The sequence below is a fragment of the Flavobacterium sp. U410 genome (assembly GCF_053570605.1).
Window position 1 is genome coordinate 96,248 of record NZ_JBSEFI010000011.1, and the last position, 21,218, is coordinate 117,465.

Consider the following 21,218-nt stretch of genomic DNA (forward strand, 5'->3'; position numbering starts at 1 on the left):
TTTACATATTAAAAAAATATAATTTGTTTTGTTAGATTATAAAGTGAAAATATTTTTTAATCCTATTTAACATTGAGGAAATAATCTATTAGATAGGAGTATTGAACTTATCCTAAATATAAATCAACAAGTCCTTTAGGAGTATTTAGCACAAGTTTCTTTTCTTTTCGGTTTACTTCAACAATAAAATCGTCAATCAATGGAACTAAAATAGTGATTCCATTGTTGTCTATTTCAAATAATGCTTGTGCATTACTATCGTTAACACGAATAAGAGATCCTATATTTCCTAAACGAACATCTTCTACAGTAAATCCTTCAATTTCGTGGTAGTAGAATTTATTACCTTCAAGTTTAGGCAACATCGAAAGTGGAAGATAAACTTCACATCCAAGAATTTCATCAGTATCTTCTTCAGCGTCAATATCTTCAAATTTGACGCGTAAGAAATCTCCTTTATGAATTTGACTTCTTTCAATAAAAAATGGAACCAGACTTTTGTTTAGTTCAACAAAAACTGATTCCATATTTTCATAATTTTCGGGTTCGTCTGTATCTAAATAGATCAGAACTTCCCCTTTGAAACTAAATTTTTTCGCAACTTTGCCTAAATAGAAGCAATCTTTTTTACGCATCAGTTACGGTTTTAAATTAAGCTTCTGTTTCTTCGTTGTTCTCTTCAACTGCAGGTGCTTCTTCAACAGCCTCTTCAGTTGCAGCAGCTTCTACTTCAGCAGCTTTTTCAGCTTCTACTCTAGCAGCAACACGTTTTTCATTTACTTCTTTTTCAGCTTGTAAAGCTTTTGCTTTTGCATCATCTTTAGCTTTTGCTAAACCATCTTGTTTTGCTCCTACTTTACCAGCTTTTTCTTCTAACCAAGCAGCTAATTTAGCGTCAGCTTGTTCTTGAGTTAAAGCTCCTTTACGAACACCTCCGTCTAAGTGATGTTTCAATAAAGCTCCTTTGTAAGACAAAATAGCTCTTGCAGTATCCGTTGGCTGAGCCCCATTGTGTAACCATTGCACAGCTCCATCTAAATTTAAATCGATAGTTGCAGGGTTAGTGTTTGGGTTATAAGTTCCTAATTTTTCTAGGAATTTACCATCTCTTTTAGCGCGTGAATCCGCAGCTACAATCCAGAAAAAAGGTTTTCCTTTTTTACCGTGTCTTTGTAATCTAATTTTTACAGGCATAATCTTTTGATTAATTGTGAGGTTCCCGACCTCGGTTATTGAGGGCGCAAATATACAAAACTTTGTTTTACAACAAAATAAAGCTGCATAAATATTTTTTTGATTAATTGTAAAGTTAACGAAAAAAAATTACTTTTGTCGGAATGGAATCTATTCCTATAGCTAACTATTACTACCATAAACTTATACAAAAGATTGATAATGAAAAGAATTTTATCTTTAGCGTTATTTGCAGCAGTACTTGCTTCATGTAACCAAGACATCAAAGAAAATGACCCTGCTTTTCAAGCCAAATTGAACGATGTAAACTGGAGAGCAGTAGATGCAAACATTACAAGAAGTGAGAGTGAAGGACTTGTTATTTCCGCTTATACAGCTTATGAAGAGTTAGTATTAGAAACTTCATCAGCAAATCCGGGAACTTATGTTCTAGGAACAACAAATCAAAATAATTATGCTTCATATTATTATGCAAATGAAGGAGTAGAATTATTTTATGATACAGATATCTATTTTGGACCAGCTTATAAAATTGCTGCAATTGTAAGTGCCGGTTCTGATTATAGTAACTCAACCAATGTTTTAACAGAACCCTACGGATCAACTACTGGTTCCGGTTTAAAAGTTTCGATAGAAACTAATGCTTCAGGAGGAGTTACTAGTGCAACTATAGTTTCCAGAGGAGATGGGTATAAAGCCGGAGATCAAGTAACACTTATAGGAGGTAGTAATAATGCACGTATTCAAATTTTAAATGTACAACAAAGCAATGGAGAAATTGTTATTGAATCGATAGAAAACAATAAGGTAACGGGTTCTTTTAAATTGAATGCAGCTGATGAAAATGGAGAAATGATAACTTTTTCTGAAGGTAACTTCTATCAAATTCCTATTCAATAGTTCATTAAAATTAAATCATATCAAGAGCCGTTTTTATAACGGCTTTTTTATTGTAATATTTTGTCTGAATTGAATAAAATTTTGACTTTTTTTACTTTATATCGGATTGAAAAAACATAGAACTTTGTCCAGAATTTAGTAACATCCAAATGTGGTCAGAGAGGCAAGAGTATTCACACTCTATTAAAAGTTTTTCATTAAACACTTTAACGTCTATATTTTTTATTGTATTTGTAGACAGCGCTTTAAGCGCACAAGAAAAGCAAAAAATTTCACTTCATAATGCTTTGGAAATTGCAAAAGAAAACAACCTCCTTATTAAAAAAGGGAAATTGTTGCAAGCTGTAACCGAGGAAGAAATTATCGAAAAGGAAGAGTTAAGGCTTCCGGAAATAGATTTTCATTCGCTGTATTCCAGAATTACCAATTTAACCGAATTTAAAGGAGGTTTTTTAAAAGACAAAGCTGTTACACGAACTATTCCTGAAATTTATGACATCAGTAGTTCTTTTAGAATGCCGGTTTACTCAGGGAATAAAATCAATAACCTGATTAAAAAAGCGGAACAAGAAAACGAAATCAGTAACATCTTTTTGGAAAAAGCTGAAAATGATGTGCAGTTACAAGTAGTGGCTTCTTATTTAGGAATCTACAAAATGATGGAACTTCAAAAAATCATCAACGAAAGTATTGAAGAAGAACGCGAACGTTTAAAAGAAGTTTCTTCCTTTAAAAAACACGGAACAGTAACCAAAGACGAAGTATTGCGTGCCGAATTACAACTTTCCGAACGTCAATTGGATTCCATGAACAATGAGAAGAATATTGATATTGTATTGCATGATTTAAAAACGATTTTACAACTTCCGGAAACAACCGAATTTTCCATTGACACAACGGATTTGTTAGAACAAGAAGCTTTTTTAGATTTGGAATACTATCATAAATTGGCTTTGAAAAACGAAGAGGTTCGAATTGCCGATCAAGAAGTTGAAATTAAAAAGACCGAAGTACAATTAGCCAAATCCGGATTTTACCCCAATATCAGTTTCTTTGGCAATTACAACTTAAGATATCCCAATTATATGTTTTTTCCGCCCGATCCGTATTTGTATAGTTTAGGTCAAGTGGGAGTTGAAGCGACTTTTAACATTTCGGGTTTGTACAAAAATAAATCTCGAGTACAATTGGCTAAAGCCAAAATGGAAGCACAGGAAAACGAACGAAACATGGTTAAAGACGAAATGTCAGACAAAGTCTTTAAGCAATATACCGAGTACAAAGAAATTACCGACAAGTTCAAAGTGACTGATAAAGCGGTGCTTTTGGCAACGGAAAACTACCGAATTGTCAAATTGAAATATTTGAACCAATTAGCGCTGGTTACCGAAATGGTTGACGCCGATAATTCTTTAATACAAGCCAAGTTCAATCAAATTGCTACACGAATTGACGCTGTAATGAAACATTACGAAATCTTACACACAGCAGGTCAACTCACAAAATAATTGCTCATTTCCTAATTTTTTTCCAAATGAAAATTACAAGATTTTTGTTTTCGCATCGTGCGTTCCATTTGTTAGTAACTATTTCTGCTTCTTTATTGGTGGCGAGCGGAGTACTATTGGCTATTTGGTTTTACATTTTTTATAAGAATCATGAAGAAACCAATGATGCTCAAGTCGAACAATATGTTACGCCAATTATTGCGCGCGTTACGGGTTATATTGAAAATATTCGATACGAAGAGAATCAATTTGTTCATAAAGGTGACACACTTATCATTATCGATGATAGAGAATTTAAAGCGAAAGTAGATTTGGCACAAGCCGAAATTGAAAATGCCGAAAAAAATATCGATGTGCTGCAAAAAACAGTCGAAATGACCTCTAATAATGTTTCGGTACGAAAATCACAATTAGATGCGGCTAAAGCCGAAATGTGGAAAACCAAACAAGAATACGATCGTTATTCTGAATTATACAAGGAAGAAGCTGCAACTATGCAACAAGTAGAAAAAGTGAAAACCGACTATGATGCAGCCAAATCGCATTACAACGAAATTTTAAGCAGTATTAGCGTAGCACACTCTAATACGGGCGAAGCTAAAGCTAAAATTCCAACTGCCGAAGCCGTGATTAAAGCTAAAAAAGCAGTTGCAGATAATGCTAATCTTATTTTATCTTATACAGTAATTACGGCTCCTTATGACGGTTGGGTCGGACGAAAATTGCTGCAACCCGGACAATTGGTAAAAGAAGGACAAGCTTTAGTTTCTATGGTGAGTCAGGAAAAATGGGTAACTGCAAATTTCAAAGAAACTCAAATCGAATATTTAGCGATTGGTCAAAAAGTAACTTTAGAGGCCGATGCAATCAGCAGTCATAAATTTAAAGGAACCGTAGAATCGCTTTCGCCGGCTAGTGGTGCTCGTTTTTCGTTGCTTCCGCCGGATAATGCTACAGGAAACTTTGTGAAAATTGAACAACGTATTCCGGTGCGAATTCAAATTGATGAGACCGATCCGAAATCGAAACTGCTCAAAGCAGGTATGAATGTCATTGTAGTGGCTAAGCACAACTAAAAATGATACAAGGAAGCGTATTTAAGTCTTGGGTTCCCAATTGGCTTATCATCTTGGTTTTAATATTTTGTATGTTGCATTCCATGGTTTTATTGGGAGTGTACACCTCAAATATTACCTATTCTGCTAGTTTTTTAGATGTGGAAGTAGAAGATTTACAGTTTTCACTTTGTGTAACCTACGGAACTTTTTTGGCAACCATTCTTATCGAAAGCCGATTGTTTAAATTCTTCCCCACCAAAAAGTATTTTGTTACCATTTATGGATTAGCAGCTATTACTTTTATCTTATCGGCTTACACCGATAATTTTTCTTTGTTCATTGTGCTGCGAATGGCAGAAGGAGTACTTATGGCGTTGCCTTGGATTCCGTTACGCCAATTGCTAATCACACGTTTTCAATCCAAAAATGCGGTTATTCTTGGATTTACCTTTAACTACGGAACATTGCTTTTGGCTTCGCCCTTTATTATGAATATTGCGGTTTGGCTATTGGAAAATTACGATTGGAAATACATGGCGTATGGTTCGGCAATGTTTCAAATCATCTGTGTGGGTTTAGTAATGTTGACATTTAACGAAAATCGTTTTCATAAAAAAATGCCGCTATATCAGGTCGATTGGTCTAGCTATATTTTGGTTTTAACAGCTATTCTCTCAGGCGCCTTCGTTTTTATTTATGGCGAAAAATTGTATTGGTTCGACTCCATATCTATTAAAATGGCAATTGTTATAGCTTTTATTACCGGAGGTTTGTTTGTAATCCGACAAATGGTTATCAAAAGACCGTGTTTCGATATGGGTGTCTTTCAGTTTTATAATCTTAGAGTTGGATTTTTACTATTCCTTATCTTTTATATTTCAAGAGCAACGCTTAATATTTGTCATAGTACGATGTTTTCGGTATGGAATTGGGAACCCACAAGAGTCGCACACGTACAATATTTGAATGTAATAGGAAATTTAATAGGATTAATAACTGCCGGATTTATTTTAGCAAAAGGTCTAGCATCACGATATGCTTTTATTCTCGGTTTTTTCCTTTTGGCTGTGTACCATTTGTGGTTTACCTTCTTGTTTGTCCCTGATGCTGCACTGAGTGATATTGCTTTGCCTTATATCATACAAGGAATTGCAGTTGGAGTACTTTTTGTGCCACTTGTGCTATTTACTGTTTCTTCCGTTCCAATAGAATATGCACCTTTTTCTGGAACTGTTGGGGTAACCGGAAGATTTTGGGGAAGTACAATTGGATTCTGTATCATGCAAAATGCACAGGTGTTTCTGCAAAACAAACACTATACAAAACTAAGACAAAGTGTTCTCTGGGAAAGCCCTGAAACACAAGAGCGAATTTCACAATATACCAATAGTTTTATGGCTAAAGGTTATGCAATAGACGATGCCGGAAAATTAGCTGTTAAACAAGTTTTAGGTTCGCTTTCTAAACAATCGGTGTTGCTAGGCAACATGGAAATTTTTACCACTTTGGGCTATATTTTATTGTTTTTAGCAATTCTTCTATTATTCAATAAACACTTAAAACAGACGTTCGATATTTTCAAAAACAGAGTTTGGGGAAGTTAGGTTGTTAACAACTTAAATTCAAGTTCTGCTAAAAAAATAGTACTTTTGAGAATTGCATTTTATTCCAATTTGTAAAGATTAAAATATTCATTCTCAATTATGTATTTAATTTTCGATACCGAAACTACCGGATTACCTAAAAGCTATACGGCTCCTATTACCGATACGGATAACTGGCCTCGATGTATTCAAATCGCTTGGCAGTTACACGACGAAATGGGACGTTTGATAGAACATCAGGACTACTTGGTTCGACCTGATGGCTTCAACATTCCGTATGATGCCGAAAGGATTCACGGTATTTCTACCGAATTAGCGCAAGAACAAGGAATTTCTTTAGCAGAAGCTTTGGAGAAGTTCAATATTGCGCTGTCGAAAGCTAAATATGTTGTGGGACAAAACGTGGGTTTCGACGTTAATGTCATGGGATGTGAATTCCATAGAATGGGGGTTGGAACTGATCTAGCCGAATTACCGGTTTTAGACACGTGTACCGAAACGACAGCTGAATTATTGAGACTACCCGGAGGTAGAGGTGGTCGATTTAAGTTGCCAACTTTAACGGAGTTACACCAATATTTGTTTGGTGAACCTTTTGCGGAAGCGCACAACGCTACTGCCGATGTGGAAGCAACAACCCGTTGTTTCTTGGAATTGTTAAAAAGAGAAATTTTTCCAAAGGAAGAATTAGACGTTCCGGCAGATTATTACACCCGATTCCGTGAACAAAATCCGATGCAAATTCAGTTGATTGGTTTAAAACACATCAACTTAAAAAAAGCATCAGATGAAGTAAGAGCTCGTTTGCAAAAATTGCAAGGCGATGCCGGTAAGGTAACTATTTCAGACGAAGTTAAAGAGCAATTTGAACAAGCTCAATTTGCGCATTTACACAACCATTCGCAGTTTTCGGTTTTACAATCCACTATCGGGATTCAAGATTTGGTAAAAGCTGCTTCTAAATTCAACATGCCGGCCGTTGCCATGACCGATCACGGAAACATGATGGGCGCTTTTCAATTTGTAAGTGCTGTGTTGAATTACAATAAAGGCGTTTTGGCTAAAATAAAAGAGGCTGAAGAAAAAGGAGAAGAATGCTCTGAGATTCCGGTAAAACCAATTGTAGGTTGTGAATTCAATATCTGTGAAAATCATTTAGATAAAACCAAAAAAGATTTGGGTTACCAAGTCGTTTTTTTGGCGAAAAATAAAAAAGGCTACCACAATTTAGCCAAAATGTCTTCCATTGCGCATATTGACGGTTTTTATTATGTACCAAGGATCGACAAAGAAATTGTAAAAAAATACAAAGACGACATCATTGTTTTATCCGGAAACCTAAATGGGGAAATTCCGAATAAAATTTTAAATATTGGGGAAAATCAGGCAGAAGAAGCTTTGATTTGGTGGAAAGAACAATTTGGTGAAGATTTCTACGTAGAAGTCATGCGACACAATCAAGAAGATGAAAATCGTGTAAACGAAACTTTGATTGCATTAGCCAAAAAGCATGATGTCAAATTGGTAGCAACCAACAATACCTATTACGTTAAAAAAGAAGATGCTAATGCGCACGATATTTTATTATGTGTAAAAGATGGCGAAAAGCAATCGACGCCTATTGGTCGTGGTCGTGGGTATCGTTTTGGGTTACCTAATCAGGAATATTATTTCAAATCGGTTGAGGAGATGAAAACACTCTTCAAAGATCTACCTGAAGCTATCATCAATATTGAAGAAATAATTGGTAAAGTCGAAGAATATTCGTTGTACCGCGATGTATTGCTTCCCAAATTTGATATTCCTGAAGAATTTCAAGTAGCTGAAGATGATGAAGACGGTGGAAAACGAGGCGAAAATAAATATTTAAAACATCTGACATACGAAGGAGCTAAAAAACGTTACAAAGTAATTGATGATGAAATTACAGAACGTTTAGACTTCGAATTGGCTACTATTGAGAAAACGGGATATCCCGGTTATTTCTTAATTGTTCAAGATTTCATCGCCGCAGCAAGAAACATGGGTGTTTCGGTAGGTCCGGGACGTGGATCAGCAGCGGGATCAGCGGTGGCTTACTGTTTGGGAATTACCAATATTGATCCTATTAAGTACGATTTGCTTTTTGAGCGTTTCCTAAATCCGGATCGTGTGTCGATGCCCGATATTGATATCGATTTTGATGACGAAGGACGAAGCCGCGTGATGGATTATGTAATTCAAAAATACGGAGCCAATCAGGTAGCCCAAATTATCACCTATGGTAAAATGGCAACTAAATCGGCTATTCGTGATACCGCTCGTGTTTTGGATTTGCCGTTATATGAAGCCGATAGAATTGCAAAACTGATTCCGGGAATGATGCCAAGCAAATGGAATTTGGCGCGATTTCTTTCCGAAAATGAAGATGATGTAAAGAAAGCACTAAAATCGGCAGACGAATTTGAGCGGGTGAAAGAATTAATTGCCATTGCTCAAGAAACCGATTTACAAGCAGAAACCATTCAGCAAGCCAAAGTTATTGAAGGTTCTATGCGTAACACCGGAATTCATGCCTGTGGGGTGATTATTACGCCAGATGATATTACGAATTTCGTCCCGGTGGCAACGGCTAAAGATTCCGATTTGTATGTAACGCAGTTCGATAACTCGGTAGCAGAATCGGCCGGATTGTTAAAAATGGACTTCTTGGGGTTGAAAACTTTAACTCTAATTAAAGACACCGTCAAATTAGTGAAATACCGTCACGGAATAGAATTGGATCCGGAACAGTTTCCAATTGACGATCAAAAGACGTATGAGTTGTTCCAACGAGGTGAAACGGTCGGTATTTTCCAATACGAGTCTGCCGGAATGCAGAAATACATGAAAGAACTGAAACCTACGGTTTTTGCCGATTTAATTGCGATGAATGCTTTATATCGTCCTGGGCCGTTGGAATATATTCCTTCTTTCATTCGTAGAAAAAATGGGGAAGAACCTATTGTTTACGATTTAGATGCTTGTGAAGAATATTTGGCTGAAACCTATGGAATTACCGTATATCAAGAGCAGGTAATGTTGCTTTCGCAAAAATTAGCCGGTTTCTCTAAAGGTGATGCCGACGTGTTGCGTAAAGCGATGGGTAAAAAGTTGATTGACGTTCTGGAAAAGATGAAATCCAAATTCATTGAAGGAGCAGTTAAAAACGGACATGCCGAAGATAAATTAGAGAAAATTTGGAAAGACTGGACTGCTTTTGCGCAATATGCCTTCAATAAATCGCACTCAACTTGTTATGCTTGGGTGGCGTATCAAACGGCTTATTTAAAAGCACATTATCCGGCAGAATATATGGCGGCGGTACTTTCAAATAACATGAACGATATCAAACAAGTTTCGTTCTTTATGGAAGAAAGTAAGCGAATGGGCTTAGAGGTTTTAGGTCCAGATGTAAATGAATCGTATTATAAGTTTACGGTAAACGAACAAAATGCAGTTCGTTTTGGTATGGGAGCAATTAAAGGTGTGGGTGAAGGTGCTGTAAATACCATTGTCGAAAACAGAAAAGACGGAAAATACAAATCTATTTTCGACTTGGCTAAGCGAATTGATTTGCGTGCAGCCAATAAAAAGGCGTTTGAAAACTTGGCGTTAGCCGGAGGTTTTGATGGTTTTGGAGACACACATCGAGCACAATATTTCCATAGTGAAGGCGACGGAATTTCTTTTTTAGAAAAAGCTATGAAGTATGGCGCAAAATTCCAGGAAAATGAAAATTCGGCGCAAGTGAGTTTGTTTGGTGATGCTTCAGAGGTGCAAATTCCAGAGCCGGTAGTTCCACCTTGTGAAGAGTGGAGTACTATGGAAAAATTGGCCAAAGAAAAAGAAGTAGTCGGAATCTTTATTTCCGGACATCCTTTGGATGATTTTAAATACGAAATGCGATATTTCTGTAATTCTAAATTGGAAGAATTGAGAGAATTGCAAAATCATGTGGGTAAAAACATCTCCGTGGGTGGAATTATTACAAGTGTGGAGCACCGGGTATCTAAAAACGGAAAAGGTTGGGCTTCTTTTGTTCTGGAAGGCTATGAAGAAAATTATGAGTTTAAGATTTTTGGCGAAGAATATCTAAAATTCCGTCATTTCCTTATTCAAAATAACTTCACATTTATGCGATTCCTAGTGAAGGATGGTTGGGTAAATGCCGACGGAAGAAAGAGTGATCCTAAAATTCAGTTTTTAGCGGTTCAATATTTACAAGATGTATTGACAACATTTGCTAAAAAACTGATCTTACAGTTCAACATTACAGAATTAAGCGAAAATTTGATTCAGGCACTGCATGCTTTGTTCCAAAGAGAAAAAGGAGATCATCAAGTCACTATAGAAGTCATGGAACTAGAAAAGGTTACAAGACAGGTCATTTCGCAAGTTACGACTGCAGCACTTCCTGAAGCAGATGAAACAATGGATGATAATTTAGACACAGAAGATTTTGAGGCAACTTTAGAACCGGCGCAAACAGAATTAGAAGAGATTAGAGTAGTAACAAAATTGAGTATGCCTAGTCGAAAAATGAAAGTGAAAATTTCTACAGAACTTTTGAGAGAGCTAGAAGAATATCAGATCAATTTTAAACTAAACTAGTCTGTATCAATAAAAACTATCCGTAGATAGCTAAAAGTAATTTTGGTTACACAAGGCTAAAAAAAATATTTACTACATTTGTAACATAAAGTAAAACTAAAAAATTAAAAATATGGCATTAGCAATAACTGATGCTACTTTTGAGGAAGTAGTATTAAAATCAGAAAAACCAGTTGTGGTAGATTTTTGGGCAGCATGGTGTGGTCCTTGTAGAATGGTTGGTCCGGTTATTGACGAAATCTCAACAGAATATGACGGAAAAGCTGTTGTAGGTAAAGTTGATGTGGATGCAAACCAAGAATTCGCTGCAAAATATGGAGTTCGTAATATTCCAACGGTTTTAGTTTTCCAAAACGGAGAAGTAGTAGGTCGCCAAGTAGGTGTTGCGCCTAAAAAAACATATACAGATGCAATTGATGCATTATTGTAAAAATATAATATGAAAAAGAAATAAAAAGGCAAACGTAATGTTTGCCTTTTTTGCTTTTCAGGATTTAGAGGAACTTCAAAAATATAAAGGAGAAAACAGTATCTTTGAGAATATGAAGATAGAATCAGAATTAGAAAAAATTGCTTCGGTACAAAATCTGGAACTTTTAGCCAATCAAGTGGTCGAAGGTTTTATCTCCGGAATGCATAAATCGCCTTTTCATGGATTTTCTGCTGAATTTGCCGAACATAAGATTTACAATCCGGGAGAAAGCACAAAATTTATCGATTGGAAATTGTTTGCCAAAACCGATAAACTATTTACCAAGCGATTTGAAGAAGAAACAAACTTGCGATGCCATATTATCATCGACAATTCCTCTTCCATGCATTATCCGGCTTTAGAGCGCTCACAGCCGTTTTATCAAAGCAAAATAGGTTTTTCTGTTCTTGCTGCAGCGAGTTTGATGAATTTGCTTAAAAAACAACGTGATGCCGTTGGTTTAAGCGTCTATGCTGACGAATATGAATATTATGCTCCGGAAAAGGGAAGCGAGCGTCATCATCGCATGTTGTTGCATCAATTAGAACAGCTTTTAGTAAAACCTCCTAAAGAGAAAAAAACGGATACAGTTTCTTTCTTACACCAAATTGCCGAAAAGATTCATCGTCGTTCTATGATTATTCTATTTACGGATATGTTCCAAAATGAAGACGAAGAAAAAATATTCAAAGCGCTTCAACATTTAAAACACAACAAGCATAAAATTGTAGTTTTTCATGTTTTTGATAAATCAAAAGAGTTTTTATTTAACTTTTCTGAGGCTCCAAAGAAATTTATTGATGTAGAAACAGGAGAAACGATTCAATTATTTGCGGAAAATGTTAAAGAAATCTATCAAAAATCAGTGGAAGACTATTTTAAAAAAATAAAAGAAGCATGCCTACAATATAAAATTCAGTACATCCCTGCCGCAATAGGTGAAAATTTTGAAAAAATATTAATCTCTTATTTGATTGAAAAACAGAAGTTTGTTTAAAATACCAAAAAAAACTTTAATTTTTTTTTCAAAAACATTTGCAGGATTCAAAAACCGTTGTATATTTGCACTCGCAATGATGAAGCACTGGTTTGGTAGTTCAGTTGGTTAGAATACATGCCTGTCACGCATGGGGTCGCGGGTTCGAGTCCCGTCCAGACCGCCAGTAAAAGAGAAGAAGATAAGCTCCGTGAACAACGGAGCTTTTTTCGCCCTCTAATAGTTACAAAGATAGTTGTGTTGTTTAGGCACGAAAGTGCCAAAGGTTTAGTAGTTAGACCAATGAAAAGCTGTTCCGTTTACGGAAGGGCTTTTTTGTTTTCTGAAAACTTTATGTTATATTTTTCGCATCTTTTTTCTTAAAAAGATTCTGCATAAGCAACAACTCTAATTCCAAATTATTTTTTAGATAAAAAAAGACAAATATTATTTTGTTTGGTTTCCTCAAAATATACTATGGACACTTTTAAGTCTAAAAGGCATACTTTTTCTTCAAAAAGAAATAAACATTCGTTTGAGTTTCGAACTAATCCACATAAAATAAATCAGAAGCTATTCCATCACTCAAGAACTTACCTTTGGTGGTTGTCTTTAAAATTTTTTCAAATTCATCGGAAGTGATTTCTAAAAGACCTTCGTTTATAAATTTTTCACTCTGTTTGTTGAAATAATCTAGATATTTAATTCCAAATTCCTGCTCGATCTTTTTTAAAGAGATTCCCCAAATAGTTCGCAATCCTGTCATTATATATTCATTATAACGATCTTCTATTGTTAAGTTTTCAATATCAGAAGGCAACTTGTTTTCTTGGATGGATTTGATATATAAAGTATTATTTGCCATGTTCCAACTTCGCTGAGTTCCATTAAAACTATGCGCTGACGGACCAATTCCCATATACTTTTTACCTAACCAATATGCCGAATTATTTTTTGAAAAATAGTCCGGCTTTCCAAAATTTGACAATTCATAATGTATAAATCCGTTTTCCTGCAAACGTTCTACCAAAAGATGAAAATGTTCATTAGCAACTCCATCATTTGGCTTTTGAATCACTCCTTTTCTGACAAGACTATCTAAAGCTGTTTTGGTTTCAACAGTCAAAGCATAGCTGGATATGTGAGGAATTCTAAAAGATAGTGCCTTATCAACATTTTGCAGCCAGCGTTCATTGGTCATCCCCGGAATTCCGTAGATCAGATCAATAGTAATATTATTGAAATACTGTGTAGCAATTTCTAAACACTTTGCCGCTTCTTCTGCATTATGTGCCCGATTCATCATTTTTAAATCTTCTTCAAAAAACGATTGAATTCCAATAGAAAGTCTATTTATTGGTGTTTTTGATAGTTTTATGATTCGGTCATTTGATAAATCATCAGGGTTAGCTTCTAAAGTGATTTCCGGCTGATCTACAACCTCAAAGCTTCTATACACCTCATCAAGAAGAAACATAATATCTTCAACAGACAAAAGACTTGGAGTTCCTCCTCCAAAATAAATAGTTTCTACTTTTTCGTTTAAGAACTCTTCTTTTCGTAGCTTAATTTCTTTCACTAAAGCCAAAATCATTTCGCCTTTTTTCTTAAGACTTGTAGAAAAATGGAAATCGCAGTAATGACATGCCTGTTTACAAAAAGGAATATGAATATAGATCCCGGCCATGCTTGCAAATGTACTTTAATTTTTAAGAATCTTTTTTAAAACCAACGAAAAAGCCCTATGTAAATAGGGCTTCTACGTTTCACTTTTTATCAAATGAAATACTAACTAAAATTTTTAAGCTTTAAAAAAAGCTTATTAAAAATGGTAACTTATACCGGTGTATAAACCTATGACATAAGGTTTAAAACTTCCGGAATTTTCACTAAACGTATTGACCTGGTATTTAAACATGGGCTGAAAATTTGCTTGGAAAGCTTTCAGAAAATCATATTTAAAACCCAAACCGACATTACTACTAAAATGTATATTGTTTAAATTATTTGCTTTTCCTATGTTCATTTCCATTCCTTCAGTCTGAAGTTTTACTTCATTTTGCTGTAGAAATAGTGTACTCATCCCTCCTATTATCTCGATCCCAAATTTCTTATTTAAAAGCTTATATGACATTTCTAAAGGGATTTCTATATAACCTATTTGTTGATTTAAACTTCCTTTTTCTTCCTGTGAAAAATTTTCCACATCACCATAGGCATCAACTTTTTTATTGTATAAAATCACATTCTGAGCCGATCCTTCCTTATTTACATGTAAATCATTTTGTAGATTCTGCTGTGGTGATAATCTTGCTTGTAGAGTGGTTGAATAATATACGTTTTGCGTATCATAACTAAATGCTAAACTGTTTACTCCTGCTCTAAGTGCTAATTTTGATGTTACTTGATATTGTACACCGGCTCCATAACTCAAAGATGTTTGATATGTTTTTGCATTTGAAGCAAACTGATCATCTAAAGGAGAACCTTCGGTTAATGAATTGAAATAAACAGGCGCCGCATTTGTGCTGACAGCCCATTTATTTCTTTTCTCTTCTTTTTCTTTTTCATCAGCATTTTTTCCCTCTTCTTTTTCTTTGAGCAATTTTTCAAGTGCATTTTCTTCCTGAAGTACTTCTGCAACTTGAGAACTATCTTTATTTTTTTCGATTTCAGCTAAAATTCCTTTTTCTGATGCTATCAAAAGACTATCAGAAGCTTTTGTATTAATTTGAGTTATATTATTTGCAGCATTAAAGTCAACTGCTCCTTTAGGAATCAAAGAAGATTGTTGCGTGAACAGCTTCTCTGATTCGCTTTCGGAATCTAACCCTTTACTGGAATTAGACAACTGAGCATTGGTTTGGTTTAAACCATTTTTTTCTTTTTCTACAGCAATTTTTCCCTTTTCTTCTTTTTGATTCTGGCTTACCAATTTTTCATCTGCTTGTTTCTGATTCAATTGTTTTGTTAAATCTGTTTGAGCATCAACATCTGTTAAGCCTTTGTTTTTTGTTTTTTGCTGATTTACAGAAGCTACATTTTCTTGTGATTCTATGTCAACCCATTTTGAAATTCTTGGGTCTTCCTTTTTGGAATCTGAACTCTTATTTGGAGTCTGAACCAAAACTTCTTTAGACTTTATTTTTTTAAATATTCTTTCCTTCTGTTTTTCTTTTGCTCCTTGAGAATTATCTTTAACATCTTCATTACTCACATTCTCTTTCTTTTGATTTCCTTCAAGATTTTGACCCGAAACAGAACTAGAACCGGCATCCGTTACCACTTGACCTGGCTGAATAAATGTCCCTTTTCCTTCTTGATATTCTTGTTCTAAATTTGATTTTTCATCAGATTGAACTGAATTGCTTTTCTCTCCATTAGTATTTCCGTTCACCCAGCCCGGAGTATCAAAATGATTATCATTCCCGTTTACGTCAACACCTGGCGAGAAAGAATTTTGAACAAAATTATACAGAAAGAAACCTAAAACTAAAGAAGCTGCTATTCCTGATACTTTAAACCAAATAGGGATAACACGTCTTTTCTTTTTCTTTTCATTGAGTCGTTTTTCAATAGTTGCCCAAGCATCCTGAGGTGGTTGAACCTCAAAATCTTTGAACTTTTCTTGAAATAAACGTTCTATGTTTTTATTTTCTTTCATTTAGATTTGTTTTAACAATTGCTGTAAAACATTACTTAACATTGGGCCATACAGCCTGATTCTGTTTTTCAATTCGCTCTTTTAATATTGCTTTAGCTCTTGCTAAATTAGACTTAGAAGTCCCTATATTAATTTCGAGCATTTCAGCAATTTCTTTGTGAGAATATCCATCAATAACGTATAAGTTAAACACTAAACGATATCTATCCGGAAGCTCTTGAATTATCTGAGTCAAAAAATCCAAAGAAATTTGTTCCTCTTCAATCTCTATTTCTTCCTGTTCGGGTATATTCTCATTTATAATTTCAAAAACCCCTTTTGTTCTATACTGTTGCAAAACATAATTGATAACTACTCGTTTTGCCCATCCTTCAAAGGAACCTTTAAACTGATACTGACTTATTTTTTCAAAAAGAAGTAAAAATCCTTCCTGTAAATTATCTTGAGCTTCTTCATAGTTTCTCGAATACTTAAGACAAACGGCAAACATTTTAGGACTTAAAAGTCTGTATATTTGCTCTTGTGCTTTAGTATTTCCTTTTTTACAGTCATGTATGAGTTGCTCTACTATCAAATATTCGATTATTAAATTAATCTACTACTGGTACTTCTATTTCATAAAAAATATCTTCTAAATTATCATCAACTCCTTGCCAGAATTTAAAAACGTAACTTCCATTATTGGTTACATAAAAATCAAGAGTTGCATAAACCAGTTCATCTGTAAGAGTTGAACAAGTACTTTCTTCCTGTACAATATTCTGAATAGCAATTGTTCTCTCATTCAAAATTTTATCATAATAAAAACCTCCAAAACTATGGCAAGTAGACGGTCTATAGTACCACATTTTTATCTGATACGTTTGCCCCATCACAAATTCTGATGGTATTTCTACTTCTTGTATAGGCAATAACTCATAATGAAAATTAGTTTCATCTTCATTTACACTACATGATACAATTGTAAAAACTAGGCTTAGTAATAAAAATATTTTTTTCACTTCTAAACAATTTATATTTATATAGATGTATTTATTATAAAAAGGTTGCGTTGATGAAGTTAAAAAAAAATCCCGAAAAAATTCGGGATTTATATTAGTGTTGATTTTTAATCGTTTCTTTTATTTTAACTTCCAGTTCTTCCATCAGCTCCGGATTGTCTTTTATAATTGATTTTACCGCATCTCGTCCTTGACCCAACTTGGTATCTCCATAGCTAAACCACGAACCGCTTTTCTTAACAATTTCAAAATCTACTGCTAAATCTAAAATTTCTCCAACTTTAGAAACACCTTCTCCGTACATAATATCAAACTCAGCTGTTCTAAAAGGTGGCGCTACTTTGTTTTTTACGATTTTTACTTTAGCACGGTTACCAATTACATTTTCACCATCTTTAATTTGAGATGATTTACGAATATCTACACGAACCGATGCATAAAATTTTAAGGCATTACCTCCCGTTGTAGTTTCCGGATTTCCGAACATTACGCCAATTTTATCACGCAACTGATTAATGAAGAAAACGGTACAATTTGTTTTGTGAATTGTTCCTGTTAATTTACGCAATGCTTGTGACATTAAACGAGCATGCAACCCCATTTTACTATCCCCCATATCACCTTCAATTTCGCTTTTAGGCGTTAAGGCAGCAACCGAGTCAATTACTACAATATCAACTGCTCCTGAACGAATCAAACTTTCTGCAATTTCCAAAGCTTGTTCCCCATTATCAGGCTGAGAAATAATTAAATTATCGATATCTATACCTAATTTCTCGGCATAAAAACGATCAAATGCATGTTCTGCATCAATAAATGCAGCAATTCCTCCTGCTTTTTGAGCTTCTGCAATGGCGTGTAATGTTAACGTTGTTTTCCCAGAAGATTCAGGCCCATAGATTTCTATTATTCTTCCTCTTGGGTAACCATTTACTCCTAAAGCTAAGTCAAGTCCTAATGATCCTGAAGATATTGCTTCTACTTCTTCAACAGCAGAATCTCCCATTTTCATTACGGTTCCTTTACCATAAGCTTTGTCAAGTTTGTCTAACGTTAATTGAAGGGCTTTTAATTTGGCTTCTTTATCTGAACTCATACATCAATTTATTTTGTGTAAAAATACATAAAATAATACAAGTAATTTAACTTAGAATTTATTTAAATCCTTTATGAAATTTATTTTACCACTAATTTTTTTGTGATAATTAAACCTGCTTCTACTATTTTTATAATATAAATTCCTTGGGGTATATTCATTTTTAACTCATTTACAATATTAGCATTTAATACTTGCTTTCCTAATAAATCAAAAATTTGAATTTTTTTCTCACTATTATTAGACGAAATAATATTTAAAATCATCCCTGAAGAAACTGGGTTTGGATATACTAATAATTCTTCTTTTTTCTTCTCTCTTATTTCTTTTTTGAAAATACTTTTTTGAAACGATTGACAAGTTATATCTATATCTTGATTTATGCTCAAATGAGTGTGTCCATTAATATTAGGCAATAAATGAGTATTTGGCAATAATTGTATTTCATTTCTAGCGGTAAAATCAACTACACAATCATCTTTGAAAGTAACATTTTCAATTGTAAGATTGTTATTTATCTTTTCAAGATTAAATGTAAAACGGTTGAAAATATGATCTTTTACATATGCATCCCCATTACTCTTCTTCATTTCATTAACAAACTCAACAGCATCCCCTGTTTCTAATTTCCCTGTACCTATATAGTTTTTATATTCCTGATTTATAGTCATATTTACTACATCTTTTGCTGTCAATTTTAATATATTCTCAACTTCCTGTGGAGTAATACAATCATAAACACCAATCATTAATGCTGCTGTACCTGAAACATAAGGCGCTGAACTTGAAGTTCCTCCATATTGATGATAATCTACTACACCTTCTTCCGCAAATTTTGCATGATTATAAACCTTATTTGCAGGGGCTAAAATATCAACAGATTCATTATATGTGTATGTATCAACAATTCCATTAGGTGATGTTAGATAATTATTCCCATTATATTGACAATACCTAGGATATCCGTTATAAACTAACCCAATAGGATTATTCAAATCATCAATATTTATAGCAGGCGCAAAAGAGTTTTGTATATGACCTCCAATACTATGAGTAGGAGAAGTGCAACAATAAGCTCCACTATCACTTGCATCTAAATAATAATGCTCAACACTACTAACACTAATAACATTTTCGTAAGAAGCCGGGTAACTTATTTGAATCCCTGTATAGCTTGGAACAAGCTGATTTTGTGAACTACTAAAATAACTATAAGGAGGGCAGAAAAAATCTGTTTGTGTTTGATGAGAGGGCTTATTTCCTGCTGAAGCCACTAAAACTACTCCCATATCATTTGATAAATAGTTAATAGCATCTTGCTGTACTTGACTAAAACTACTCCCAGTCCAACTCATATTTATAACTCTAGCTCCTGCATTTGCAAGAGACATTAAATAGTTATAATTGCCGTAAGTAACTGCTAATATCTCACAATCATAACAAACACCAACAGAACCATAATCATTATTGCCTTGTGCTGCTGCAAGTGCTACAACAGAAGTACCATGAGAAGTAACTCCATTATTAGGGTCATACGACATTGATCCATAAGTATATTCAGGTAAAAAAGTAATTTTATTGACAAAGTCATAATCATCAGGTTTTATTCTACCATCTGATATTCCCAGTTTTATGCCAGAACCTGTTGTTATATCCCAAGCCTTTGGAGTATTTATATAGTCCAAATCTCTTCTGTCAATAGAAGACCCTTGATTCCCATTAGGGTTTGTTACTCCATAATCATTAGGATAATATTCCAAATTTATATTCTCATTTGAAATATCTTCATATTTTTCCACCAGTAAAGGAAAGCTATCAATATAGTCCATTACAAACTCATTATTATACGTCTCTAAAACATATACTCTTAAGATATTTTCTACAGGATATTCAGGTAAAGCCTGATAAAATGATACAATTTCATATTTATCAAAGAAATTTTTTAAATCATTCCTATTTCCTACATAATAACTTAAATTACTATTCTTGTCCTTTTCGAAGATTGCTGCTTCATCAGAATTAAAATAATATACATAATATTTAAATGGTTTAATTTCTTGAGAAAAGGAAAAAGAAAAAACCAAAATATAAAAACACAAAAACACATTTTTTATCATTTCTTTTCTATATTTTTTAATTTTTCTATTTCTCTTTTCAATTCAATAATATAAAGTGTCAATTCTTCTATTTTTTCTTGTTGGATCTTTATCATTTCTCCTAACTTAACACCTTCTTCTTCAACCTCTTCAGCACTTGGAACATTTATTAAATGCCCATTCTTTTGAATATATTCTTCTACTTCATCCAATGACGGCAAATCATATTTTTCATCAAATACATAATCCGGCCACCCTGTCAAATCCACTTTAACTTCTTTAGTATGAATTAAACCGTTAACAGCAAGCTTAGCATCAGGTGTGTCTGTTCCTATTCCAATATCCCCATCTTTATTAATAATCATTCTTATTTGATCAGAACTTGTCGGGAAATCTGGTGTTGTTGTAAACTTAATATCTCCTTCTCTAGAATTGCTTATTATCAAACTACCTTCTGTATGAGCTTTAAGAATTACATCCCCAGCTCTAGAAACATTTGAAAAATAGTAATCTCCTGTTGCTACTGCAAAATTACCTTCCCCAACAGACCCACTATTAGTTGAATACACCCTAATTAAGGGAAAAATATCATTAGCTATAACAAAAGGCTTATCCATTTTAATTCCCCAGTTTGTTGTATTATCATCTAAATCAGGGGTATTTCCAATCAATAACCTTCCACTAAAGAAAGAATTTCCATTAACCATAAATTTATTAGACCCAAAAACAGGAGTAAAACTGTACCCTACTCCTAGCCCTCCTAACCTATACTTTTCATCAGTTGTAGATATCCCTGAGGGTAAAAATTGAGAATGTAATATATTTACAGATAGAGTTAAGCAGAATAAATAAAAAATATTTTTCATCATTATTAAATTAAAAAAATTAACAGTACTAATTTAGTATTTTTTTTATTAAAATTTTATTTAATAATTTTTTTTTGTAAAAATAAAAGGCTTATTTGTTTTTTTTAAGATATTAAATACGTTTATTGTGTTACATACACCATAAATAAAT

Annotated in this window: 16 protein-coding genes and 1 tRNA gene; 8 read left to right on the forward strand and 9 right to left on the reverse strand. The window is 33.9% G+C overall.

Annotation, left to right across the window (positions count from 1 at the left end; genetic code table 11):
- Positions 1 to 107: 107 nt before the first annotated feature.
- The gene (rimM, locus tag ACUSJC_RS09060; protein WP_449269251.1) at positions 108 to 635 is read right to left on the reverse strand and encodes a ribosome maturation factor RimM; all 528 of its coding nucleotides are present in this window, start codon (positions 633 to 635) and stop codon (positions 108 to 110) included.
- A gap of 16 nt (positions 636 to 651) precedes the next feature.
- Complete coding sequence (locus tag ACUSJC_RS09065; RefSeq protein ID WP_449269252.1) at positions 652 to 1,194, reverse strand: 30S ribosomal protein S16; 543 nt, start codon at positions 1,192 to 1,194, stop codon at positions 652 to 654.
- Between the two features lie 201 nt (positions 1,195 to 1,395).
- Here ACUSJC_RS09065 and ACUSJC_RS09070 point away from each other — a divergent pair, with 201 nt between their 5' ends.
- The 8 genes from ACUSJC_RS09070 (at position 1,396) to ACUSJC_RS09105 (ending at position 12,531) form a co-directional block, all read left to right on the forward strand.
- A complete protein-coding gene (locus ACUSJC_RS09070; RefSeq protein WP_449269253.1) occupies positions 1,396 to 2,094 on the forward strand; it encodes a DUF6252 family protein in 699 nt (232 codons plus the stop codon).
- Between the two features lie 149 nt (positions 2,095 to 2,243).
- Positions 2,244 to 3,602: a TolC family protein gene (locus ACUSJC_RS09075; RefSeq protein ID WP_449269254.1), complete on the forward strand. Its 1,359-nt coding sequence runs from the start codon at positions 2,244 to 2,246 to the stop codon at positions 3,600 to 3,602.
- Between the two features lie 26 nt (positions 3,603 to 3,628).
- A complete protein-coding gene (locus ACUSJC_RS09080; RefSeq protein WP_449269255.1) occupies positions 3,629 to 4,678 on the forward strand; it encodes an HlyD family secretion protein in 1,050 nt (349 codons plus the stop codon).
- A 2-nt stretch (positions 4,679 to 4,680) separates the two neighbouring features.
- Entirely contained in the window at positions 4,681 to 6,264 is a 1,584-nt protein-coding gene (locus ACUSJC_RS09085) for an MFS transporter (RefSeq protein WP_449269256.1), read from the forward strand.
- A gap of 99 nt (positions 6,265 to 6,363) precedes the next feature.
- Positions 6,364 to 10,896 (forward strand): DNA polymerase III subunit alpha, encoded by a 4,533-nt coding sequence (gene dnaE, locus ACUSJC_RS09090; protein ID WP_449269257.1) that lies wholly within the window; start codon positions 6,364 to 6,366, stop codon positions 10,894 to 10,896.
- A 112-nt stretch (positions 10,897 to 11,008) separates the two neighbouring features.
- Positions 11,009 to 11,326, forward strand: coding sequence for a thioredoxin (gene trxA, locus ACUSJC_RS09095; RefSeq protein WP_449269258.1), 318 nt, complete (start codon positions 11,009 to 11,011; stop codon positions 11,324 to 11,326).
- Positions 11,327 to 11,438: 112 nt separating this feature from the next.
- Positions 11,439 to 12,365, forward strand: a complete 927-nt coding sequence (locus ACUSJC_RS09100; protein ID WP_449269267.1) for a DUF58 domain-containing protein — start codon at positions 11,439 to 11,441, stop codon at positions 12,363 to 12,365.
- Positions 12,366 to 12,454: 89 nt separating this feature from the next.
- A tRNA-Asp gene (locus ACUSJC_RS09105) sits at positions 12,455 to 12,531 on the forward strand.
- A 360-nt stretch (positions 12,532 to 12,891) separates the two neighbouring features.
- Here ACUSJC_RS09105 and hemW read toward each other — a convergent pair.
- The 7 genes from hemW to ACUSJC_RS09140 form a co-directional block, all read right to left on the reverse strand.
- Positions 12,892 to 14,031, reverse strand: coding sequence for a radical SAM family heme chaperone HemW (gene hemW / locus ACUSJC_RS09110; RefSeq protein ID WP_449269259.1), 1,140 nt, complete (start codon positions 14,029 to 14,031; stop codon positions 12,892 to 12,894).
- A gap of 135 nt (positions 14,032 to 14,166) precedes the next feature.
- Positions 14,167 to 16,008, reverse strand: coding sequence for a hypothetical protein (locus ACUSJC_RS09115; RefSeq protein WP_449269260.1), 1,842 nt, complete (start codon positions 16,006 to 16,008; stop codon positions 14,167 to 14,169).
- Positions 16,009 to 16,039: 31 nt separating this feature from the next.
- Positions 16,040 to 16,582, reverse strand: a complete 543-nt coding sequence (locus ACUSJC_RS09120; protein ID WP_449269261.1) for an RNA polymerase sigma factor — start codon at positions 16,580 to 16,582, stop codon at positions 16,040 to 16,042.
- A 16-nt stretch (positions 16,583 to 16,598) separates the two neighbouring features.
- Positions 16,599 to 17,009 carry a hypothetical protein gene (locus ACUSJC_RS09125; protein WP_449269262.1) on the reverse strand — a complete coding sequence of 137 codons (411 nt, stop codon included), beginning with the start codon at positions 17,007 to 17,009 and terminating at the stop codon, positions 16,599 to 16,601.
- 94 nt (positions 17,010 to 17,103) lie between these two features.
- Complete coding sequence (gene recA, locus ACUSJC_RS09130; RefSeq protein WP_449269263.1) at positions 17,104 to 18,105, reverse strand: recombinase RecA; 1,002 nt, start codon at positions 18,103 to 18,105, stop codon at positions 17,104 to 17,106.
- 80 nt (positions 18,106 to 18,185) lie between these two features.
- Positions 18,186 to 20,222, reverse strand: coding sequence for a S8 family serine peptidase (locus tag ACUSJC_RS09135; protein ID WP_449269264.1), 2,037 nt, complete (start codon positions 20,220 to 20,222; stop codon positions 18,186 to 18,188).
- Complete coding sequence (locus ACUSJC_RS09140) at positions 20,219 to 21,070, reverse strand: hypothetical protein (RefSeq protein ID WP_449269265.1); 852 nt, start codon at positions 21,068 to 21,070, stop codon at positions 20,219 to 20,221. Before ACUSJC_RS09140 ends, ACUSJC_RS09135 begins: the two co-directional genes overlap by 4 nt.
- Positions 21,071 to 21,218: the final 148 nt, after the last annotated feature.